Origin of the sequence: Roseobacter sinensis, from assembly GCF_025755255.1 — a bacterium.
GTDB lineage: Bacteria > Pseudomonadota > Alphaproteobacteria > Rhodobacterales > Rhodobacteraceae > Roseobacter > Roseobacter sinensis.
On the sequence record NZ_JALIEB010000001.1, the window covers coordinates 375,877 to 394,356 of the forward strand.

Sequence of the window (18,480 nt, forward strand, 5' to 3'; positions counted from 1 at the left end):
TTATCCGGAAATGTCGACCGTGCGCGGATACGGGGGAATCGTTTCGAAGCCCTGCGGGAACCTGATCTGCGCATCCGCGTCGGAAACCCTTGGCGGGATGATGGCGTGATCACCCGGCCGCCAATTGGCGGGCAGGGCCACACCCGCCCGGCCTGCGGTCGTCAGCGCGTCGATCACGCGCAGGATTTCGTCGAAATTGCGCCCGACACTCATGGGGTAGGTCATCGTGAGCCGCAGTGCCTTGGCATTGTCGACAACAAGGACCGACCGCACCGCAGCTGTCTCGGACTGCGCGGGATGGATCATCTCGTAGAGCGTCGCGATCCGCAGATGCGGGTCTGCGACAATTGTAAAGCGCAATGTGGTGTTTTGCGTGTCGTTGACGTCGTCGATCCATTTCAGGTGCTCATCGACCGTGTCGGTGCTCAGCTCGATGGGTTTCACCCCACGCTCGGTGAAGGCCGCGCTCAGGTGCGACGTCCGGCCCATCTCGGTTGTACAAACCGGTGTGAAATCGGCGGGATGGCTGAAGAAAAACGCTCAGTCGTCGCCAATCCAGTCTTGGAGGGAGATCGGCCCGAGCGTGGTATCGGCGGTGAATTCGGGAACGGTGTCGCCCAGAAGAAGTGGCATGATGTCAGTCCTTTGCGATGGTTTCGCAAGCAGTAGCGCGGCTTGCCGGAGGTCATCGGTGATAGGATCACCCTGCCTGCTCGAATTTCGAATTCTGGCCCTGAAACTTGTCTTGCAGGGGCGCAACGCCGGTGAGACCAGCGGCTGCGCGCTCTGCCAACCCGCTCAGCTAGGCAGAGGATTGGGCAACCGGTCGGGCTGGGTCTTGCTTCCAGACGGCAAATGATCCGTCGAAAAGCGTTCCCGGCGCACCGATCTGCGCCAATGCGAGGAGGATGACCGTCGCCGCATAGCCGGAACCGCAGGTCGCGATTACCGGTTTCGAGCGCCAATCGGGCGCCAGCCTGTCGAGCGTGTCGTGCACTGCGGCCGGGTCAAGGAACAGCCCCGTCTCAGGGTCGAGAACCGCGCTATAGGGCACGTTGATCGAGCCCGGAATGTGGCCCGACCGCAGATCGTCTGCGGTGCCGTTGTAACTGACAGGGCCACGGGCATCGATCACGCAGGCGCTGGCCTGCAAGGTCATGAACCCGCCCAGGTCGACTTTCAGCCCATCGGCCAACCGCGGCTCGAAGGTGCCTTCACCCGGCTGCGCGGTGGTGCGTGACATGGGCAGGTTTCGCGCCTTCCAATGAGGCCACCCGCCATTCAGAACGCGCACGTTGGCAAAGCCCCAGTGCCGCATGGCCAGCCACATGCGACCGGCCAGCATATGGGACGAGGCATCATAGAGCACCACCAGATCATCGGCGTCGATACCGAGAGCCGCAAAGGATCCGTGCGCCGAAGCCTCATCCGCAATCGGCGCGAGGCCGATCGCAACGTCCTGCGCGTTGAAGTGCTTCGTCCAATCGAGGAAGACCGCGCCATCAATGTGGCCCTCTGCGTAGTCCCCCGGCAGGGCACGCGCCGGTGTCGACCACGTTCCGCGTACGTCGAAGACCTTGACGGTCGGGTCGTTCAGACAGCTGACCAGCTCGTCGGCCGAAATCAGGGGGGACGCGCCGTCTATCACGCTTCGCCAGTGTCCTGCAGCAGTCATATTGTTAGCCTCCTCCATACCAAGCGTGGCGCGCCTGAGGAGGGCGCCACTCGAACGAGCAATTTTTCAGACGTTGAGAACATGATGCGTATCTTCTCTCTGCTTGAGGGTTTCGTGCACCTACGCCTCTGCCTCGCAACTCTGACCTTTGAATGATCATAGAGAAGTCGTGGAGAAAGCGGTACATGCGACGATTGGGCGTCGCCCTGCGATCGAGCCAAGCGCCAGCACCCCCTTGAGGCGGGCGTCGGGCGCCATCAGTTTGGCGGCCATCTGGTCGGGTTTGGCAACACCGATCCCATCCAGCAGGATCGACGCATCCTCGCCGCGACCAGGCAAGTAGATCGCACAGACTTCAACGGTCGCGCCGGTCTTTTCGCGGATCATCTGCATCAGACCCCGGGGGCTCATCTCGCGCGGCGGCTGTCCGGCTATCGCGCTGGCCGGCGCGTTATGCAGCGCGATGTCACCGGCTGGCCCGCAGAGCAGGATATGCGCGTCAGCCCCCTGCTGCGCGGTCTGCATGGTCAGCACCATCGACATCAGCTGCATCTGGGGATCGGGCGATGTGACGACGGTCACAACCCTGGACGGCCCGCCCGCGAGCGCAGCGGTGGTTGTGGCAAGGCTGACGGCCGCGGCGAGGAAAACGTGTTATGTGATCTCTCCGGTGAGTTTGGGGTTGGCAGGACAGGGCGGAGACACCGCCCCAGGTGGTTTGGTGGTCGGATGCGACCAACCGCGTCGCTGCCGGCTCAGGCATCGGGCCGGTCGGTCGTGCGTCTGGACCCACGAGAGAGTCCAGCGTGTAGACGGGGATCGCCAGACCGACTGCGCCGACGAGCGCAATGCCGGTCAGCAGCGGAACATCGATGGGTCCGGCAAGATCGGACGGAGCGGACCCGTCATTGCCAGCATGAACCAGACCGCGAGGATCGCCCCGGCCGGCATGGAAAATTGTACGTAGTGGAACTTCTTCCAGCTCACCGACCGGTCGCGGATCAGGACAAAGAGATAACCCAGAGTCACGACAATGGCAGCGGCGATCATCAGCCACAGCACCCCTTGACCAAAGATCTCCTGCGCCACGGCGAAGAGATCAGCCAGCGCCCGCCCGACCCGTGTGGTCATCGGGCAGGAGGTATAGCCATCCTAGCGCTTGGTGCCGTCCTGCCCGGAGATGGCGGCGACCAGGTGATCTTCGACGAGGGGGACCTGCCATTTCACCGAGCCCGCGGTTTTCCCCTTCGGCACGCCGGCCACGTCGCCCAGAGCGAAGATGTCGGCGTAGCGCCTGTGGCGAAGCGTCTGCATGTCGACCTCGACCCGGCCCTGATCGGTCCATTTGTCCGCCCAGGACAAACCGGATTGGCGGACGAACGCGGGCGCGCGTTGTGGCGGGATGACGTGCAGATAGTCGTAGCCGAGCGTCTCGGAGCCACCTTCGGAGACGAAGGTTGCCGTCTTCCGATCCGCGTCGATTGCTGTCAGGGTGCGGTTCATCAGCGTCTCGACACCGCGCTCTTGCAACGGCATCCGACCTTTTCTGCGACAATCGGCACTGAAAAGAGCGACGACTGCGGCGCGGCGTAGATCATGTTGACGCGATTCGCGTTGCCAGCCTTGCGCGCGATGTCATCGATCAAGAATGTATGCTTCAAGGGTGCGCGGCACATTTCATTTCGGTGGCCGGGCGCGTGAACAGGCCGGTGCCGCCTTCCTGCGTGAAGCGTTCGGCGGCCTTCCGGGTGCGTGTGGCATAGTCCGGCCCCGCGTATGGGGCGCCGATCCCGTTTTGCCCGACCATATCGAGGCTGAACCTGTCGATGGCGTCGTGATCAAGAACGAGACCGGGGGCGACGACCAGCCAGTCGTACTCCAGAGTTGTGCCGCTTTCCGTCGCCACTGCCTTCCTCTCGGCATCGATGGCCGCGACTCGCTCCGGCAACCATTCGATACCGTTCGGCAGCCATCTGGCTGTCTGGGATTGGAGGTAGTGCGCGGGTTTCAGGCTCGTCGCAACAAGCGTCAGCCCGGGTTGGTCGAGGTGTTCGCACCGTGGATCGATCAGAGTGATCTGCACGCCGTCCAGTCGCTTGACCAACCGGTTCGCCAGGGCCGTCCCGGCGGCTCCCGCACCGATGATGACAATGCGTGCCGGGGTGGTGAGCGGTGAGGGGTTTGTCTGTGTTTCCCTGGCGTGAAGCCCAAGCGCGCCACTTCCAGCCAGCGCAACCTTGAGGAACTGTCGTCTGTCCATACGTCCACTTTCGAACTCTGATCGCTCGCCTGTCGGCCGACCACGCACCAGAAGTTTCATCGTTAGCGCTATGGGTTAAACGTCCCGTGATAGGATCTGCGGTGACAACATCACCGAACCAGGAAAGATCGTGGCTGCGGACCCGAAAGAAGCGTGCCGGTCCGGCTGGCGAGGACGGTAGTGGGTCTGACGTATTGAGGCATGTTCAAATCCGATGAGCGGGGGAAGACCTGCACGTCTGTGCACTGTGTTCCGCTGCGAAACACCGCCCAATGTTCAAGGTACAAACAGCCCTCGTTCGAAACCAAACGGCCCTAGCTGCGCATGCGCGTGTGATCTGGATCGTAGGGTCCAGCGGCCACAACGCGCGCGGGGCGTGCCGCGCCGACAATATCGACGGTGAGGGTGTTGGCCTCCCGCGCTTCAGAGGGCTGCACGAATGCGCAGGCGAGGTTGAGCCCCGTTCGGTGACCCCAGGCGCCTGATGTTACGGTTCCGACGATCTTTCCGTGCCGTCGCACCGAGGCGCCGCTGTGCGCGGGCGCGTCATCGGCGTCGATCGACAAGGTGGCAAGCTTTCTTCTGGGGCCTTTAGCCTGCCGCCTGATCAGGGCCTCCCTACCAATGAAACCGGGTTTCGACAGCTTCACGAAGCGGTCAAGCCCGGTCTCGAAGGGGTCAAACTCGGTCAGGATCTCCGACTTCCAATGCAGAAAGCCCTTCTCGAGCCGCATCGACTCGACAGCGCGCGACCCGAAGAGCCGCAGATCGAAAGCCTCACCCGCCCGTCGCAGCGCAAGGTAAGCGGCATGAAGGCTCTCGTTCGGGACGTGGATTTCATAGGCCAGCTCGCCAGAGAAGCTGACGCCGAGGACCGTGACCGGGGCAATGCCGATGTAGGCTTCGCGGACGGACAGCCACGGAAAGGCGTGGCGTGACCAATCCCCCCGAGATGCGGCTGACAGCACCTTCCGCGCCTTCGGGCCAGCCAGCACGAGGATCGTCTGCGCGTTCGTCAGCGAGCGAATGGAAACCTCTTCGTCGGGGCGGAGATGGGCGGTCAGCCAGTCCATGTCGTGATACTCGGATGCGGCGGCTGACCCGTACCAGATGCGGTCCGGGCCCCGGTTCGAGGCCGGGAGAGTGGCAATCGTCGCCTCGCCCTTCAGCGTGCCGTGATGATTGAGCAGATAGCCAAGCCCCACTCTGCCGGGGTGTCGTGGCACCGTGCCGCAAATCATCCTGTCGAGAAACGCATGCGCGCCCGGGCCGGTGATTTCAAAGCGGTTGAATCCCGAAACCTCGGTCAGCCCGACGGAGGCGGCGACCGCCTGCACCTCCTCGGCCACGACATCATGGACCTCATTGAACGTGAAGCCCGGGGTCTCGGCAAACTCCGGTGATGGCTTGATATAGTCGATCCGCTCCCACCCATTCACCGGTTCGAAGGCGGCGCCTTCCGCGCCGAGAACGGGGGTCAATGGCGTTGTCTTCATGGGACGCCCGGCGGGTCGGTGTTCATGCGGGAAGTGGAAGCGGAACTCGTTCTGATAGTCCTCGACCGCTTTCAGAGCGGTCAGCTCCACGGTCGCATGATCGGTGAAGCGGCGGGGGTCGATGACCCAGGTGTCATACTGCGCTTCACCATGCACGATCTGCTGGGCGAGGAGCCAGCCGTGCCCGCCGCCTTCGCCCAGGCCGGCCCTGAGCCCGACGATGCAGAACGCGTTGCGCTTGCCGGGGATTGGGCCGACGAGAGGCGCGCCATCCATGGTGTAGGTGATCGGGCCGTTGACGACACTTCGGATGCCGGTCTCCATCAAGGCGGGCATCCGTGCAAAGGCCCCTTCGAGCACGTCGGTCACGCGGTCCAGATCATCGGGGCAGAGATCGTTGGAAAACTTGGGATCGATCCCGTCCAACCCCCACGTGCGGCAGTCCTGCTCGTAAAACCCGAGCAGGAGCCCGCCTTTTTCCTGCCGGCAATAGTAGTCGCTCATCGGGCATCGCAAGAGCGGCATCCGATGCCCCGCCTCGGCGATGGCGGGGATATCTTCGGTCAGAAAATACTGATGTTCCATCGCGGCGACGGGATGGCTGACCCCCATCATTGCGCCGATTTCATTGCAGCGGTACCCGCCCGCATTCACCACGATCGCGGCGTTGACGTTCCCTTTCTCCGTGTGAACCGTCCAGCTGTGGTCGGGATGCTGGGTCAGCCCGGTCACGGGGGTGTGCCGGTTGACCTCCGCGCCCGCAAGGCGCGCGCGCCGCGCGAGGGCCTGACAGAGCTGCGCGGGGTCGATGTGCCCATCCGTCGGGTCCCAGAGCCCGCCGAGCAGATTCTCCGTGGAGATCAGCGGATGCCGGCGCGCGCATTCTGCGGCGTCGATCACTTCGAAGGTCACGCCCATCCCGGCGGCCATGGAGGCAAAATGGCGGTAGCCATCCATCTGTGCCTCGGAATTCGCGAGCCGAATCCCACCATCGCCGTGATTGTAGCCCACCGGGTAATCGGGATCGTCCCGCAACTCCTGATACAGCGCGATGGAGTGGCTTTTCAGGCCGACCATCGTCTGCGTCTGGCCGAAATTGGTCACCTGCGCGGCCGAGTGCCAGGTCGTGCCGGAGGTCAATTCATCACGCTCGATCAGCATGACATCGCCCCAGCCTTCCTGCGTCAGGTGATAGAGCGTCGAGCATCCCGCAATGCCGCCGCCAATGACCACCACTCTTGCTTGATCACGCATCCTGCAAATCCACTCGCTTTCTGGGTCGTGCGGGTATCACAGCGGCGGGTCGCAAGGGGTCAAGTGAAATGTCTTAGTTTCGAGATTTTCGGAACTATGTTCGTGTCTCACCCACGCTTCCTGGGCAGGAGAGCGAAGGTCTCTCGAACCCACGGATAGGCATCGACCACCGGATCGACTGCGTGCTGCTTGACGCTCTCCCGGACGAGAAGGGCAATCGCGTCCAACACAGGCGCATCGAAATCGTCGCGCGTCATGACCGACAGGGTTCTGGCGAACGCGGGCATGGGCAGCGGCCGGAGCATGACATGAGGCGCGTAGCGCTGCGCGCGGACAAATCCGGCGGGCGTGATGAGTGACCAGCCATCTCCATTCGCGATCACCGCCATGATCGACTGAGCGCTGTCGAAGGCAAACCGCTGCGGCAGTGCGATGCGGTTTCTTGCGAGATGCGCGTCGATCTGCTTCCCGATCAGGTGGGTCGGATTGAAGCGGAGAAACGGAAGCGCAGCGGATCCGTTCAACAACGCCTCTGGTTCAAACGCGCAGCCCCTTGGAGTGGCCAACAGGAACGGGTCACGAAGAAAGTCTCTGAAAACAATAGCACCTTCTTGGTCTTCAGAGTGCGCAGCTATGGCCACATCGAGCTTGCCGCGCTGCACAAGGCCCGGTGCCTCGTGACTGAGAATATTGCAAATCGACAATGAAGCGCGCGGCATACGGCCCGCGAGTGCAACCGCGAGGTCGGGGGCGAGATTGCTTTCAAAGTCCTCGACAATGCCGACCCGAAGCGACTGTGCCCTCAACAGACCGCCCATGGCGATCTCGCTTGTTGCCTGCCGCAGATGACGCAACCCTCCGGACAGATGCTCAAGCACGCGGCGGCCTTCCCGCGTCAAGACGAAAGGTCGGGTGCTACGATCGAACAGGGGAACGCCCAGCTCGGCCTCAAGCTTGGCGACATGACCGGAGACGGTCGAGATCGACGCCCCCAATTCGCCCGCAGCGATCTGGATCGAGCCTGAGCGTGCGACATGCTCGAAGGCTTCGAGGACGTGCAAAGACAGCTTCGGAAGGGGCATGGGCCTGATCCAACAGTTCCAGTTTCTCTAGAACTGTCGGAAGGTCTGACAAGACTGTCAACCGACGTCGACCTGCGGCGTTGATCAAGACATCGCACCGGCACTGGGTCGTAAACGGCCGGAGATACCACCGAATCTCGTCTTTCGGTGGGTCAAGCGTGCTGTCCAGGCATGACCTCGCGTGTGGTCGTGACTGGCCAGGATGAGTCACAAACCGTCGCCGCGCTGCTGTCTACGCGGCAAAACGAAAGCGACACATCGCATCAGTTTCAAGGTTATGTCTTGCGGGGCGCCTTGTCTGCGCCCGCAGACCGTCGCGCCAACGCCTTGGCGGGGGGATGTCCACCCAAGGCATTTCGAAGCTCAAAGGCACGTTCTGCCAGCGCCTCCGCCTTGTCCTTGCCGATCGCAGTCTCGATGATCTTGTCCACGTTCGCCCAGGCCTTGCGCACGTCCGACAAAAGCGCGCGCCCCTTCTCGGTCAATTCCAGCGTATTCGTTCGCCGCTCCTTCGGATCCTCTGATCGGAGGATGTAGCCGCCCTCTACAAGCCTCTGTGTCATTGTGCTCATGCTCGCCGGGGAGACGTTGAAGGCACGTGCGAGTTCGATCTGGCTGCTGGTCCCCGCGTGACCGAGCGCATTGAGAACACGCGCTTGCCGTGGCCGCAGCCCCAGCGGCTCGAGTTCGATCCGCAGGTGCTGCTCGATAAGATCGGCAGAATGCAGCAGAGCATGAAGTTTATGACCTTTACGTAACATATGAACAGTTCGTATCCTAACAACGAATCATGATCAACCTTCAGTATGGGAGCTTCCGTCCGTGACGTCGTACGGCTCCAGACGACGGCAACGTTCCGTTCTAGCGTGCGCAGCCGTTGGCCTTTCGACAGCAGTAAAGGCGCAGGCCATGCTGCAAGACATCGAGAGGTTTCTTGCGGATGCCCAGATCATGTCTGGGCCGGTGCCTGCTGGAGGACATGTCCGAAGACATGACGCTGCGCCGCATGACCCAAGGCCCAGCACGGCATCGCGAGAGCACCGGCCACCATCTTTGGATCAGGGGGATTTTCGCAAATGAAGATGACGGACTTCACGGCTGCGCTCGTGACGCTCTTCGGCACAGCTGCAATAGCGGATGAGCCCACGATCCAGTCGCCAGCCCCGGTCATCCACCTCGCCGACACCCTGGACGAAACCGACGCTCTGGGCTGGTGCATCGACACCCTGGGCCGTGGGTGGTCTGAACAAATCCAGTCACATTCCTGCAAGCCGCAGGGCGGGGACACGCAGTTCCGTTTCGATGAGGCCACCGGAGCGATCCAGCCGGTCGCGTTCGACGGCAAATGCGTGGCGCTGCGTGCCCCGGACCATGCAAACGTCCCGTTCGGACTACTCGACTGCGATCCTGGCGCGGACAACCAGGCCTTCGCCTTCGACGAAGCTTCAATGGAGTTTCGGCTTGCCGGTGATCCGTCCCAATGTGTCGTGGTCTCCGAGACACGCCGGTCAGCTGGGCCATTCATGTCCCGCGACCTGCTGGTGAAGCCCTGCGGCGATGTGAAGGCACAATTCAAGCAAGGGGTCATTCGGGAATGACGCAACTCCGCACGCAGGCGTTTGGCCTTCTCTTGTGTCGCGCGGCAATCGCTGGGCTTGGAGCAATCGCGCCGGTCGCGGTCGCGCAGGCGAATGAGCGTGTCGTCGTGATCGAGGTCTGGGCTGACAACTGGTTTGAGGTCTTCGTCAACGGCGAACTCGTCCTGACGGACCCTGTCCCGATCACGACCGAGCGGTCTTTCAATGCGGAAAGCCTGACGCTGTCGATCGATGTACCAGCGCAAGTCAGCATCAAGGCCAGAGATTTCACCGAGAACGACACCGGCCTCGAATACATCGGAACGCCTCGGCAGCAGATGGGGGATGGCGGCCTGATTGCGCAGGTCACCGACGCGGCATCCGGCGACGTGCTTGCCGCCACCGACGCTAACACGCGATGCTTCGTTGTGCATCGTGCACCGCTGGATCCGGCCTGCGCAACGGAACGCGCGCCCATTGCAGGGGAAGGCAGCTGCACGTTTTCGGAACTTGCGGAGCCAGAAGGCTGGGCGTCACTGGACTTTGAAGACGAAGGCTGGCCTTCTGCGATAACTTACAGCGAGGACGAGGTCAGCCCGCGGCGGGGGTACAGGGACATCGTGTGGACTGAACCTGCGGCCTTGATCTGGAGCGACAGTCTACTGCTGGACAATGCGCTGCTCTGCCGTCTGCCACGGATCGAGTGAGGGCGGATCTACGGGCGGTGCCAGATGCACGGGCAGCCTGGCGTATTACACTTAAAATGAAGGGAGATCGACGATGAATGACCAAACCCCGCAGCGGCGCTTGACGGCCGCAGACTTCGATCAGGAGCTTCTCGACCTTTACGACTACTACGTCCACGGCAAGATTTCGAAACGTGAGTTTCTCGACCGCGCCGGAAAATGGGCGGTTGGCGGGCTGACGGCGGCTGCCATTCTTGGCACGCTGGCGCCGAATTACGCGCTGGCCCAACAGGTTGCCGAGGACGACCCCGATATCGTCGGCGAGGACATCATCTACCCGAGTCCCGAAGGAACCGGCGACATCACCGCCTATCTCGTCCGCCCCGCGGAGACAGACCCAGAGCGCCCGCCCGCTGCCGTGCTCGTGGTTCACGAAAACCGCGGCCTGAACCCTTACATTCGTGACGTCGTGCGGCGCCTTGCCAAGGCAGGTTTTGTCGCGATGGGGCCGGATGGTCTGTCGTCGCTGGGCGGCTATCCCGGCAGCGATGACGAAGGGCGTGAGATGCAGCGCAGCCTCGACCGGGACGCGCTGCTCAATGACTTCTTCGCGGGCTTCGAATACCTGCACGCGCTCGACGGCACCAACGGCAAAATCGGCGCAACCGGCTTCTGCTACGGCGGTGGCGTCGTGAACAAGCTCGCTGTCGCTTACCCCGAGATGGCGGCGGGCGTTCCGTTCTATGGCGCATCGCCGGACAATGCTCAGGTTGCGCAGATCGAGGCGCCTCTGATGATCCAACTTGCCGCCCTCGATCAACGAATCAACGCCATGTGGCCCGACTTTCAGAAAGCCTTGGAAGACAACGACAAGCGGTACGAGGCGCATATCTATCCCGGCGTGAACCACGGATTTCACAACGACACCACCCCGCGCTACGACGAAGCCGCAGCCGCACTGGCCGAGCAGCGCATGGTGGCCTGGTTCAGGACATATCTCGCGGCGTAACGTCGCTCGACAGAGGGTGAACTCTCTCGGCGTGAGGGCGAGCGAGGACGCCTTCCCGGTCAGCACGGGTTTTGGACTGGTCGGGCTCTGCGGCTTGTCTCGAGCGTGAGCCCCGGCGGGAGCGAAAGGGCCCGACCCGGCTTTGCGACGCTGTACATCGCTGGTCTTGCTCGAGGCCCACCGTCCATTTGGTAAGAGGCCTTCTTCTCGACTGCCGCCCATGGCGCGTCCGCCTGGCACCAATGATCATGAACCACTTTCCAGGGGAAGCTGTGGCACGGCGGCGAAGCGCGCTGCGAGAATCCGCTGAACAGTGGCTCGAAAGCTGAATACACGCCTGATCTCCGGCGGCATGATCCGGTGCATATGGTATTGCTGGGATCATGCTGTTCGACCTTCCAGATCACAACACCCTCTATCAGGCGCTCTTGGTCCGAGACACGGCCTACGATGGGCAAGCCTATGTCTGCGTCTCCTCCACAGGCGTTTTCTGTCGCTTGACCTGTCCGGCCCGCAAGCCGAAGCCCGAAAACTGCACCTTCTTTGGCACCGTCGGCGAGTGCATCGATGCCGGTTATCGCGCCTGCAAGCGGTGTCATCCGCTTCAACCCATGGCGATGGCCGATCCGGCCATTGCGGCGCTGCTTGCGGCCCTCGATGAGCGGCCGGACTTTCGCTGGCGTGAAGGTGACATCGAGCGCATGGGATTCGATCTTTCGACCGTCCGGCGCAGCTTCAAGCGCCAGTTCGGCATGACGTTCCTGGAGATGGCACGGCAGAGGCGGCTCAGAGACGGGTTCGAAACGATTGCCGATGGCGGTGCGGTGATCGCGGGGCAGTTGGATGCCGGCTTTGAGTCTGCCAGCGCCTTCCGGGCCGCCTTCCTGAAGTTGATCGGGACAGCGCCGGGCAATCTGTCCGCCGATCCTTTGCTCTTTGCCGACTGGGTTCCGACACCGCTCGGCGACATGATCGCGGTGAGCAGCAGATCGCAGCTGCACCTTCTGGAATTCTTCGACCGAAAGGCGCTCCGCACCGAACTGAGACGGCTCGCGCAGTCCGCCAAGGGCCACATCGGCCTTGGACGCACGGATCCATCCGAACGGTTGAAGACCGAGCTGGGGATGTTTTTCAAGGGCAGGTCGGCGGAGTTCCAAACTCCGCTGGCCTATCATGGATCGGAGTTTGCGAGGGCCGTCTGGACTGCGTTGCGCCACATCCCCGCAGGTCAAACCCGCAGTTACTCTGACATCGCCGTCTGGATCGGGCGTCCCAATGCCGTCCGGGCTGTTGCGCGGGCGAATGGCGCCAACCAGATTGCGCTTGTCATCCCCTGCCACCGCGTGATCGGCGCGGACGGGTCGCTGACCGGCTACGGCGGCGGGCTGTGGCGGAAGCAGAAACTTTTGGAGATCGAACGGCAATACCTGCCGTCAAAGAAGGACCACAGCACCCATGTCACAGGCTGAAAAAGCGCGGCACTTCGCTGATCTGCACAAAAAGGGCGACCCGGTCGTCCTCTACAACATCTGGGACGCCGGCGGGGCCAAGACCTTGGCAAGCGCCGGAGCGCCCGCGATTGCGACGGGGAGCTGGTCGGTCGCGGCTGCGCACGGGTTTGACGATGGCGAGAGGATGCCCCTCGACTTCTCATTGATGATCGTTGAGCGAATCTGCGCAACGGTAGATGTGCCCGTCACCGTCGATTTCGAAGGTGGCTACGCGGTTGATCCATCCGACGTTGCCGAGAACGTCAGGCGGGTCATTCGGGCCGGGGCAATCGGTATCAATTTCGAGGACAGGGTCGTTGGGGGCGAGGGGCTGCACCCGATCCCGGCTCAGGTCGAACGCATCGAGGCCATTACGGCGATGGCCGAGGAAGAAGGCGTGCCGCTCGTGCTCAACGCCCGCACCGATCTGTTCCTGGGAACGGATCCGGACAGTCACAAGGATTTCATGGGTGAAGCGCAGGAGCGTGAAGCGGCCTATGCCGAGGCTGGCGCAGGCTGCTTCTTCGTGCCGGGTTTGACCGATGCTGCGCTCATCTCTCAGGTGGTAGAGACCGCGACCTTGCCAGTGAACGTGATGATGATGGGGCCCTTGCGGTCAGTCGCCGAACTCTCCGCCCTTGGCGTCTCCCGGCTGAGCTATGGCCCGGCACCTTTCCGGACGGCGCTGTCCGATCTTAAACGGCGGTTCGAAGAGACGTGATCCTGCGATCGTACTACGGTGTTCGGATGGGTGATCGCACATGACCGCTCTGTCCCGTTTATGCGGCACGGCTTGACATCCGTGGCCACGCTTCGACGGGGTCAAGGCCCGCTCGGCGTCAACTCGACCGGGCCTTGAGGCAGGTGATCGAACGGCTCAGCCCTTTTTCAGCACTCGGTTTCCGAGAAGCTCCGCGATTTGCACGGCGTTGAGCGCGGCACCTTTGCGGAGGTTGTCGGAGACGCACCAGAGGTTCAGGCCGTTTTCGATTGTGCTGTCCTGTCGGATGCGGCTGATGAAGGTGGCGAAGTCGCCGACACATTCGACGGGCGAGACGTAGCCGCCGTCTTCGCGCTTGTCGATCACCATGATGCCCGGTGCTTCGCGCAGGATCTCGCGGGCTTCATCTTCATCGAGGAACTCCTCGAATTCGATGTTCACCGCTTCGGAGTGCCCCACGAAGACAGGCACCCGGACGCAGGTGGCCGTGACCTTGATCTTGGGGTCGACGATCTTCTTCGTCTCGGCGACCATCTTCCACTCTTCCTTGGTGGAGCCGTCCTCCATGAAGACGTCGATATGCGGAATCACGTTGAAGGCGATCTGCTTGGTGAACTTCTTCGCAGGCTTCTCATCCACGGGGTTGTAGATCGCCTTGGTCTGATCCCAAAGCTCATCAATGCCCTCTTTGCCCGCGCCCGACACCGACTGATAGGTCGAAACCACGACACGCTTGATCGTCGCGCGGTCGTGCAGGGGCTTCAGCGCCACGACCATCTGCGCGGTCGAGCAGTTGGGATTGGCGATGATGTTCTTCTTGGCGTAACCCTCGATGGCGTCGGCATTCACCTCCGGCACGATCAGCGGCACATCCGGGTCATAGCGATAAAGCGAGGAGTTGTCGATTACGACACAGCCCGCCTTGGCCGCCTTGGGCGCGTATGTCTTGGTCGCTTCGGAGCCCACAGCGAAGAGCGCGATATCCCAGCCACTGAAATCGAACGTATCGAGATCCTTCGTCTTGAGCGTCGTGTCGCCAAAGCTCACTTCCGTGCCCAGCGACTTGCGCGAGGCAAGCACCGTGATCTCGTCCACCGGGAAGTGGCGTTCGGACAGAATGTTCAGCATTTCGCGGCCCACATTGCCAGTGGCGCCCGCAACAACGACGCGGTAACCCATCTTCATTTACTCCGATTCAGGTGATGGTCCGCGCCTCTTATACGCATGGGCGGTTAAGGGAAAGGGTCTCAGCCGGTCCTGGCCTTCCATTTCGCTGAAATGGCCTTGGCGGAGTTCAGCAGCAGCGCGATGTCCATGGCGACGGCCACGAAGCGGGCGCCAGCGTCGAGCGAGGCCCGGATCATGTCATCATCGGGTGTGAGAATTCCCGCCGCCTTGCCGCTGTCGCTTATGGTCTTGAGCGCTTTGAGGATCGTGGCCTGCATGTCCGGATGTCCGGTCTGTCCGAGATAGCCCATGCTGGCGGAAAGGTCGGCGGGGCCGATGAAGACGCCATCGACGCCTTCTACAGCAAGGATGTCGTCCAGATTGTCGAGGCCCGTCTTGGTTTCCACCTGCACCAGCAGGCAGATCTGAGCGTCGGCGGTGGGGCCATAATTATCCATCTGCCCAAAGTTCGAGACGCGGCCCACCGCATAGCCGACGCCACGGGTGCCGTTGGGCGGGTAGTGGCAGGCACGTACAAGGTCGCGCGCCTGCTCGGCGGTTTCGACAATCGGGACCAGAATGGTCTGCGCGCCCGCATCCAGCACCTGCTTGATGATCCAGGTCTCGCCGATGGGCACGCGCACGACCGGGTGGCTGGGGCTGCCTTTGAGGGCGACCAGCTGGTCGCGGATCGAGCGGATATCGTTGGGCGAATGCTCTCCGTCGATCAACAGCCAGTCGTATCCCGCGCCACCGAGTATTTCCGCGGTGATGCCTTCGGCCAGACTCATCCAGCAGCCAAAGAGCGTCTCGCCGTCCGCGAGGGCTTTCTTGAACGTATTGAGGGGCGCGGGCATGGGTCTTCCTTCTTTGAGATTGGGGTCAGCGCATCTGCCAATGCGTGGCGGTGTTCTCCTGCCATCCGGTTTCATGCAGAAGCGGGGTGTCAGAGGTGGTCTCGGCATATCCCAGACAGAGATAGCCGGTGAGCGACCAATCGGGCGGAACTTCCAGCGCCTTGGCGACAGCATCGGGGTCCAGGATGGACACCCAGCCGACGCCGATGTTCTCGACCCGCGCGGCGAGCCAGAGCGTATGGATTGCCATCACTGTGGAATAGCTGAGCATCTCGGGCATGGTTTGCCGCCCGAGGCCTTTGCCCTCGTCTACCGCCAGATCGGTGAAGACGGCGAGATGCACGGGTGCCTCCCGCAAACCGGCCAGCTTGAGGGCGAGGTATTTCTGCCGCTCGGCCAGGTCATAAGCGTCGGCGGCGGCCCGGTTGCACAGCTCGAAGCTTTCGATGACAGCTGCGCGCTTTTCGGTGCTGTCCACGCGGATCACACGCCAGGGGCGGGCATTGCCGACCGAGGGCGACAGCTCCATCCGCACGCGCAGCCGGTCCAGCACCGCCTCCGGCACCGGGTCGCTGCGGAAGTGCCGCACGTCGCGCCGCCAGGTGAGCAGCTCGTCGAAGGCATCCCGATGTATGCGCGTCAATTCCAAGTCGTCTGTCCCTGTCTCGGGCGGCCGCCCGCACAGGCCTTAAATCACCTTGATGACATCCTTGTCGATGGCCAGCATGTAACCGCGCCGCGCGATGTTCTTGACCAGCAGCTCCGCCACCATCTGATTGCCCAGCGTATCGCGCAGGCGCTTGATGCGTGTGGCCCCTGCTGCCTCCTCGCAATCCGACGGGCTGCGGCCCGAGATCATCCCTTCGATCTCGGAGCCGGAGAGCACATCGTCATCCATGCGCGCTTCGGCCAGGACCGACATGGTCTCCATTGCCGCGTCCGTCAGCTTGAAGCCGAGGTTGTTGAGATAGACGGTGTTCTCCTCGCGGCTGATCAGCAGCGAGTTCACCTGGATGCCTGCCCGTTCGATCTGCGCCACCCGGCGGTTCATGTTCACGAGCATCACCAGAAAGACCAGAGCCGCGGCCAGCATCGCGGTGGCAAAAACGAGCAGCACGAAGATCACCAGCCGGTAGCTCATCAGCGTGTCGGAGAAGGCGGTGCCGGACTGGGCGAGGATTTCCAGCAGCTTGACCTCGGCCTGGGCCGTCAGGTCGTCGTTTTCGACGAACAGCTGCTCCACCCGCGCGTTGAACGCGTTGCCGTCGGGCAGGGTCCAGAACAGCATCACCGCCGCGATGAGCAGGATGAGCACAATGGCTGTGATGCCGAAAATCACGATCCGCCCGCCCGAGCGTCGCATGTCAGAAGCGGAGGAAGTTTGCTCCTGCACTCTGTTTCCTTTCTTCCAGCCCGCTTTCGTCGAAGACCGAGACGATGTTCAGCAGGGTCCAGCCCCGTGCGGCGAGACGTGCGGCGAGCTCGGTCTTGGCGGCGCCCATGGAGCACTGCGAGATCTCCGCGACACCATAATGCAGCCGCAGCGGGTTGTCCTGCTTGGCCTTGTAATCGGCGTAACATCCAGCGGCGTCCGCTCCGTGAGGGAGCGCCAGAGCGAAGATCAGGCCGAGGATGAGGGCTGTCTGTTTCATGATACGATCCTGCGCGCGAGGGCCGAGATATTCAATAACAAAAGGGGTTTGGCGCGCGTGTTATCCGATAACCACCGGCTGATATTGCCTGTCCGGCGGGGGTGGCCCCAGGTTGATCAGGACAAGGCCGCCCGGACCGCATGACTTGGTTTGCAAAGGCGGCCCGCCGAACAGAAAAGGACCGACCCATGCATCGCAAGTTCATTGCCACAATCGTCGCAGCCGCGCTTGCGGTGACCGCCATCGGCAGCGCGCCGGCCCGCGCGGACAACGATGCACTTCGAGCTCTGGCCGCCATCGCCGGGATCGCCATCGTCGGCAAGGTGATTCACGACCGCAACAAGCGCAAGAATGAGCAGCAGACCGTCACCCGGCATCTGAATGATGGCTACCGGTATCCCAATGGGCGGGTCATCGATCTGAAACCCCGCCCGCTGCCGCAACGCGCCAATCGCAGATTGCTGCCGGGGGACTGCCTCCGCTCCGTCCAGACCTGGGACGGGCGCGTGCGGTACTTCTCGCAACGATGCCTCGAGCGCAGCTACCGCGACGTCAACCGCCTGCCGCAGAAATGCGCCGTGCGCTTCCGTGGCGAGGACTGGACTCGCCGGGGGTATGAGGCGCGCTGCCTCAGCCGCTCGGGATATAAATTGGCCCGTAACTGAAAATGGGCCGATGCAAGACCGGTGGGCTCCCCTGAACCGGTCTTGACCTCGAAGGGGGTGTTCGGGCGCTCCCTTCTTTTTTCTTAATCAGTGCTGCGCGCTCCCTGACGGGAGCGCGTGTTTTCTTGCCTCCGGCGGGGATATTTTTGGCCAGAAGAAACATTGGTCTTGTATGCCCGGACAGTTCGTCGGATCACGGAAGGATGGAGCCGAATTTCGAATTCGAACGTGCAGCCTACGCGCAGGGTTTCCACCGGGTCGCCGGTGTCGATGAGGTTGGGCGCGGGCCCCTGGCCGGGCCGGTGACCGCGGCGGCGGTGGTCCTGGACCCTACCTGCATTCCCGAAGGCTTGAACGATTCCAAGCAGCTGTCGATCAAGAAGCGCGAGCTTCTGGCCCAGCAACTGATGGCCTGCGCCGAAGTCTCGGTGGCGCATGCGTCGGTCGAGGAAATCGAACAGCACAATATCCTGCGGGCCAGCCATATCGCGATGCGCCGTGCGCTTGCCGGGCTGCGCGATGCGGCCGATCACGTGCTGATCGATGGGTCCATGGTGCCGCATGGTCTGAACATCTCTGCTCTGCCCGTCCCGAAAGGAGATACGCGGTGTCTGTCGATTTCGGCGGCGTCGATCGTCGCCAAGATCGCGCGCGACAAGCTGATGGTGGATTTGGCGCAACAGCATCCCGGCTATGGCTGGGAGACCAACATGGGTTATGGATCGAAAAGCCACATCTCGGCGCTTCAAAACCTTGGGCCAACCCCACACCATAGACGTACGTTCAAGCCCGTCCACAATATGTTGTATCAAGAGAAAATCGTAAAGCCTTGATTCAAAAAAGAATTTGACCGCGAATCGGCTTTGACTCATTCTGGCCTCAACCAATG

At 62.3% G+C, this 18,480-nt stretch carries 23 protein-coding genes and 1 pseudogene; 7 read left to right on the plus strand and 17 right to left on the minus strand.

Features of this window, described 5'->3' with window-relative positions; translation table 11 throughout:
* The 12 genes and pseudogenes from MUB52_RS24180 to MUB52_RS01915 form a co-directional block, all read right to left on the minus strand.
* A complete protein-coding gene (locus tag MUB52_RS24180; RefSeq protein ID WP_318527401.1) occupies positions 1-225 on the minus strand; it encodes a hypothetical protein in 225 nt (74 codons plus the stop codon).
* A gap of 18 nt (positions 226-243) precedes the next feature.
* Positions 244-525: pseudogene (locus MUB52_RS24185) on the minus strand (redoxin domain-containing protein); the annotation flags it as partial.
* A 277-nt stretch (positions 526-802) separates the two neighbouring features.
* On the minus strand, positions 803-1,675 hold the full coding sequence (locus MUB52_RS01875) for a sulfurtransferase (RefSeq protein WP_263842481.1): 873 nt from the start codon (positions 1,673-1,675) through the stop codon (positions 803-805).
* A 156-nt stretch (positions 1,676-1,831) separates the two neighbouring features.
* Positions 1,832-2,257, minus strand: a complete 426-nt coding sequence (locus tag MUB52_RS01880) for a hypothetical protein (protein WP_318527400.1) — start codon at positions 2,255-2,257, stop codon at positions 1,832-1,834.
* Positions 2,175-2,633 (minus strand): DUF5368 family protein, encoded by a 459-nt coding sequence (locus MUB52_RS24050; RefSeq protein WP_404818173.1) that lies wholly within the window; start codon positions 2,631-2,633, stop codon positions 2,175-2,177. Before MUB52_RS24050 ends, MUB52_RS01880 begins: the two co-directional genes overlap by 83 nt.
* Positions 2,531-2,806, minus strand: coding sequence for a DUF5368 domain-containing protein (locus MUB52_RS01885; RefSeq protein WP_263842482.1), 276 nt, complete (start codon positions 2,804-2,806; stop codon positions 2,531-2,533). The genes MUB52_RS24050 and MUB52_RS01885 overlap by 103 nt, the downstream gene beginning before the upstream one ends.
* A 21-nt stretch (positions 2,807-2,827) precedes the next feature.
* On the minus strand, positions 2,828-3,211 hold the full coding sequence (locus MUB52_RS01890; RefSeq protein WP_263842483.1) for an NAD(P)/FAD-dependent oxidoreductase: 384 nt from the start codon (positions 3,209-3,211) through the stop codon (positions 2,828-2,830).
* Positions 3,178-3,321 (minus strand): hypothetical protein, encoded by a 144-nt coding sequence (locus tag MUB52_RS01895; RefSeq protein ID WP_263842484.1) that lies wholly within the window; start codon positions 3,319-3,321, stop codon positions 3,178-3,180. The genes MUB52_RS01890 and MUB52_RS01895 overlap by 34 nt, the downstream gene beginning before the upstream one ends.
* An 11-nt stretch (positions 3,322-3,332) precedes the next feature.
* Entirely contained in the window at positions 3,333-3,935 is a 603-nt protein-coding gene (locus MUB52_RS01900; RefSeq protein ID WP_263842485.1) for an FAD-dependent oxidoreductase, read from the minus strand.
* Between the two features lie 314 nt (positions 3,936-4,249).
* Complete coding sequence (locus MUB52_RS01905; RefSeq protein ID WP_263842486.1) at positions 4,250-6,685, minus strand: GcvT family protein; 2,436 nt, start codon at positions 6,683-6,685, stop codon at positions 4,250-4,252.
* Positions 6,686-6,792: 107 nt separating this feature from the next.
* Positions 6,793-7,767, minus strand: a complete 975-nt coding sequence (locus MUB52_RS01910; RefSeq protein WP_263842487.1) for a LysR family transcriptional regulator — start codon at positions 7,765-7,767, stop codon at positions 6,793-6,795.
* A 275-nt stretch (positions 7,768-8,042) separates the two neighbouring features.
* Positions 8,043-8,528: a MarR family winged helix-turn-helix transcriptional regulator gene (locus MUB52_RS01915; protein ID WP_263842488.1), complete on the minus strand. Its 486-nt coding sequence runs from the start codon at positions 8,526-8,528 to the stop codon at positions 8,043-8,045.
* Between the two features lie 315 nt (positions 8,529-8,843).
* Between MUB52_RS01915 and MUB52_RS01920 the strand changes: the two genes are divergently transcribed.
* The 5 genes from MUB52_RS01920 to MUB52_RS01940 all read left to right on the plus strand — a co-directional run bounded on the left by MUB52_RS01920 (position 8,844) and on the right by MUB52_RS01940 (position 13,250).
* On the plus strand, positions 8,844-9,365 hold the full coding sequence (locus tag MUB52_RS01920) for an RICIN domain-containing protein (protein ID WP_263842489.1): 522 nt from the start codon (positions 8,844-8,846) through the stop codon (positions 9,363-9,365).
* Positions 9,362-10,051: a PEBP family protein gene (locus MUB52_RS01925; RefSeq protein ID WP_263842490.1), complete on the plus strand. Its 690-nt coding sequence runs from the start codon at positions 9,362-9,364 to the stop codon at positions 10,049-10,051. The genes MUB52_RS01920 and MUB52_RS01925 overlap by 4 nt, the downstream gene beginning before the upstream one ends.
* Before the next feature lie 73 nt (positions 10,052-10,124).
* Positions 10,125-11,039 (plus strand): YghX family hydrolase, encoded by a 915-nt coding sequence (yghX, locus tag MUB52_RS01930; protein ID WP_263842491.1) that lies wholly within the window; start codon positions 10,125-10,127, stop codon positions 11,037-11,039.
* A gap of 383 nt (positions 11,040-11,422) precedes the next feature.
* Positions 11,423-12,508: a bifunctional transcriptional activator/DNA repair enzyme AdaA gene (locus tag MUB52_RS01935; RefSeq protein WP_263842492.1), complete on the plus strand. Its 1,086-nt coding sequence runs from the start codon at positions 11,423-11,425 to the stop codon at positions 12,506-12,508.
* A complete protein-coding gene (locus tag MUB52_RS01940; RefSeq protein ID WP_263842493.1) occupies positions 12,495-13,250 on the plus strand; it encodes an isocitrate lyase/PEP mutase family protein in 756 nt (251 codons plus the stop codon). Before MUB52_RS01935 ends, MUB52_RS01940 begins: the two co-directional genes overlap by 14 nt.
* Before the next feature lie 156 nt (positions 13,251-13,406).
* Here MUB52_RS01940 and MUB52_RS01945 read toward each other — a convergent pair whose 3' ends face one another.
* The 5 genes from MUB52_RS01945 to MUB52_RS01965 all read right to left on the minus strand — a co-directional run bounded on the left by MUB52_RS01945 (position 13,407) and on the right by MUB52_RS01965 (position 16,926).
* Positions 13,407-14,429, minus strand: a complete 1,023-nt coding sequence (locus MUB52_RS01945; RefSeq protein WP_263842494.1) for an aspartate-semialdehyde dehydrogenase — start codon at positions 14,427-14,429, stop codon at positions 13,407-13,409.
* A 68-nt stretch (positions 14,430-14,497) separates the two neighbouring features.
* The gene (locus tag MUB52_RS01950) at positions 14,498-15,274 is read right to left on the minus strand and encodes an HpcH/HpaI aldolase family protein (RefSeq protein WP_263842495.1); all 777 of its coding nucleotides are present in this window, start codon (positions 15,272-15,274) and stop codon (positions 14,498-14,500) included.
* 25 nt (positions 15,275-15,299) lie between these two features.
* Positions 15,300-15,923 carry a 5,6-dimethylbenzimidazole synthase gene (gene bluB, locus MUB52_RS01955; RefSeq protein ID WP_263842496.1) on the minus strand — a complete coding sequence of 208 codons (624 nt, stop codon included), beginning with the start codon at positions 15,921-15,923 and terminating at the stop codon, positions 15,300-15,302.
* Between the two features lie 39 nt (positions 15,924-15,962).
* A complete protein-coding gene (locus MUB52_RS01960; protein WP_404818174.1) occupies positions 15,963-16,637 on the minus strand; it encodes a winged helix-turn-helix domain-containing protein in 675 nt (224 codons plus the stop codon).
* A 1-nt stretch (position 16,638) separates the two neighbouring features.
* A complete protein-coding gene (locus MUB52_RS01965) occupies positions 16,639-16,926 on the minus strand; it encodes a hypothetical protein (protein WP_263842498.1) in 288 nt (95 codons plus the stop codon).
* Between the two features lie 188 nt (positions 16,927-17,114).
* Between MUB52_RS01965 and MUB52_RS01970 the strand changes: the two genes are divergently transcribed.
* Both MUB52_RS01970 and MUB52_RS01975 read left to right on the plus strand, forming a co-directional pair.
* Positions 17,115-17,591 (plus strand): hypothetical protein, encoded by a 477-nt coding sequence (locus MUB52_RS01970; RefSeq protein WP_263842499.1) that lies wholly within the window; start codon positions 17,115-17,117, stop codon positions 17,589-17,591.
* A gap of 203 nt (positions 17,592-17,794) precedes the next feature.
* Entirely contained in the window at positions 17,795-18,424 is a 630-nt protein-coding gene (locus MUB52_RS01975; RefSeq protein ID WP_263842500.1) for a ribonuclease HII, read from the plus strand.
* Positions 18,425-18,480: the final 56 nt, after the last annotated feature.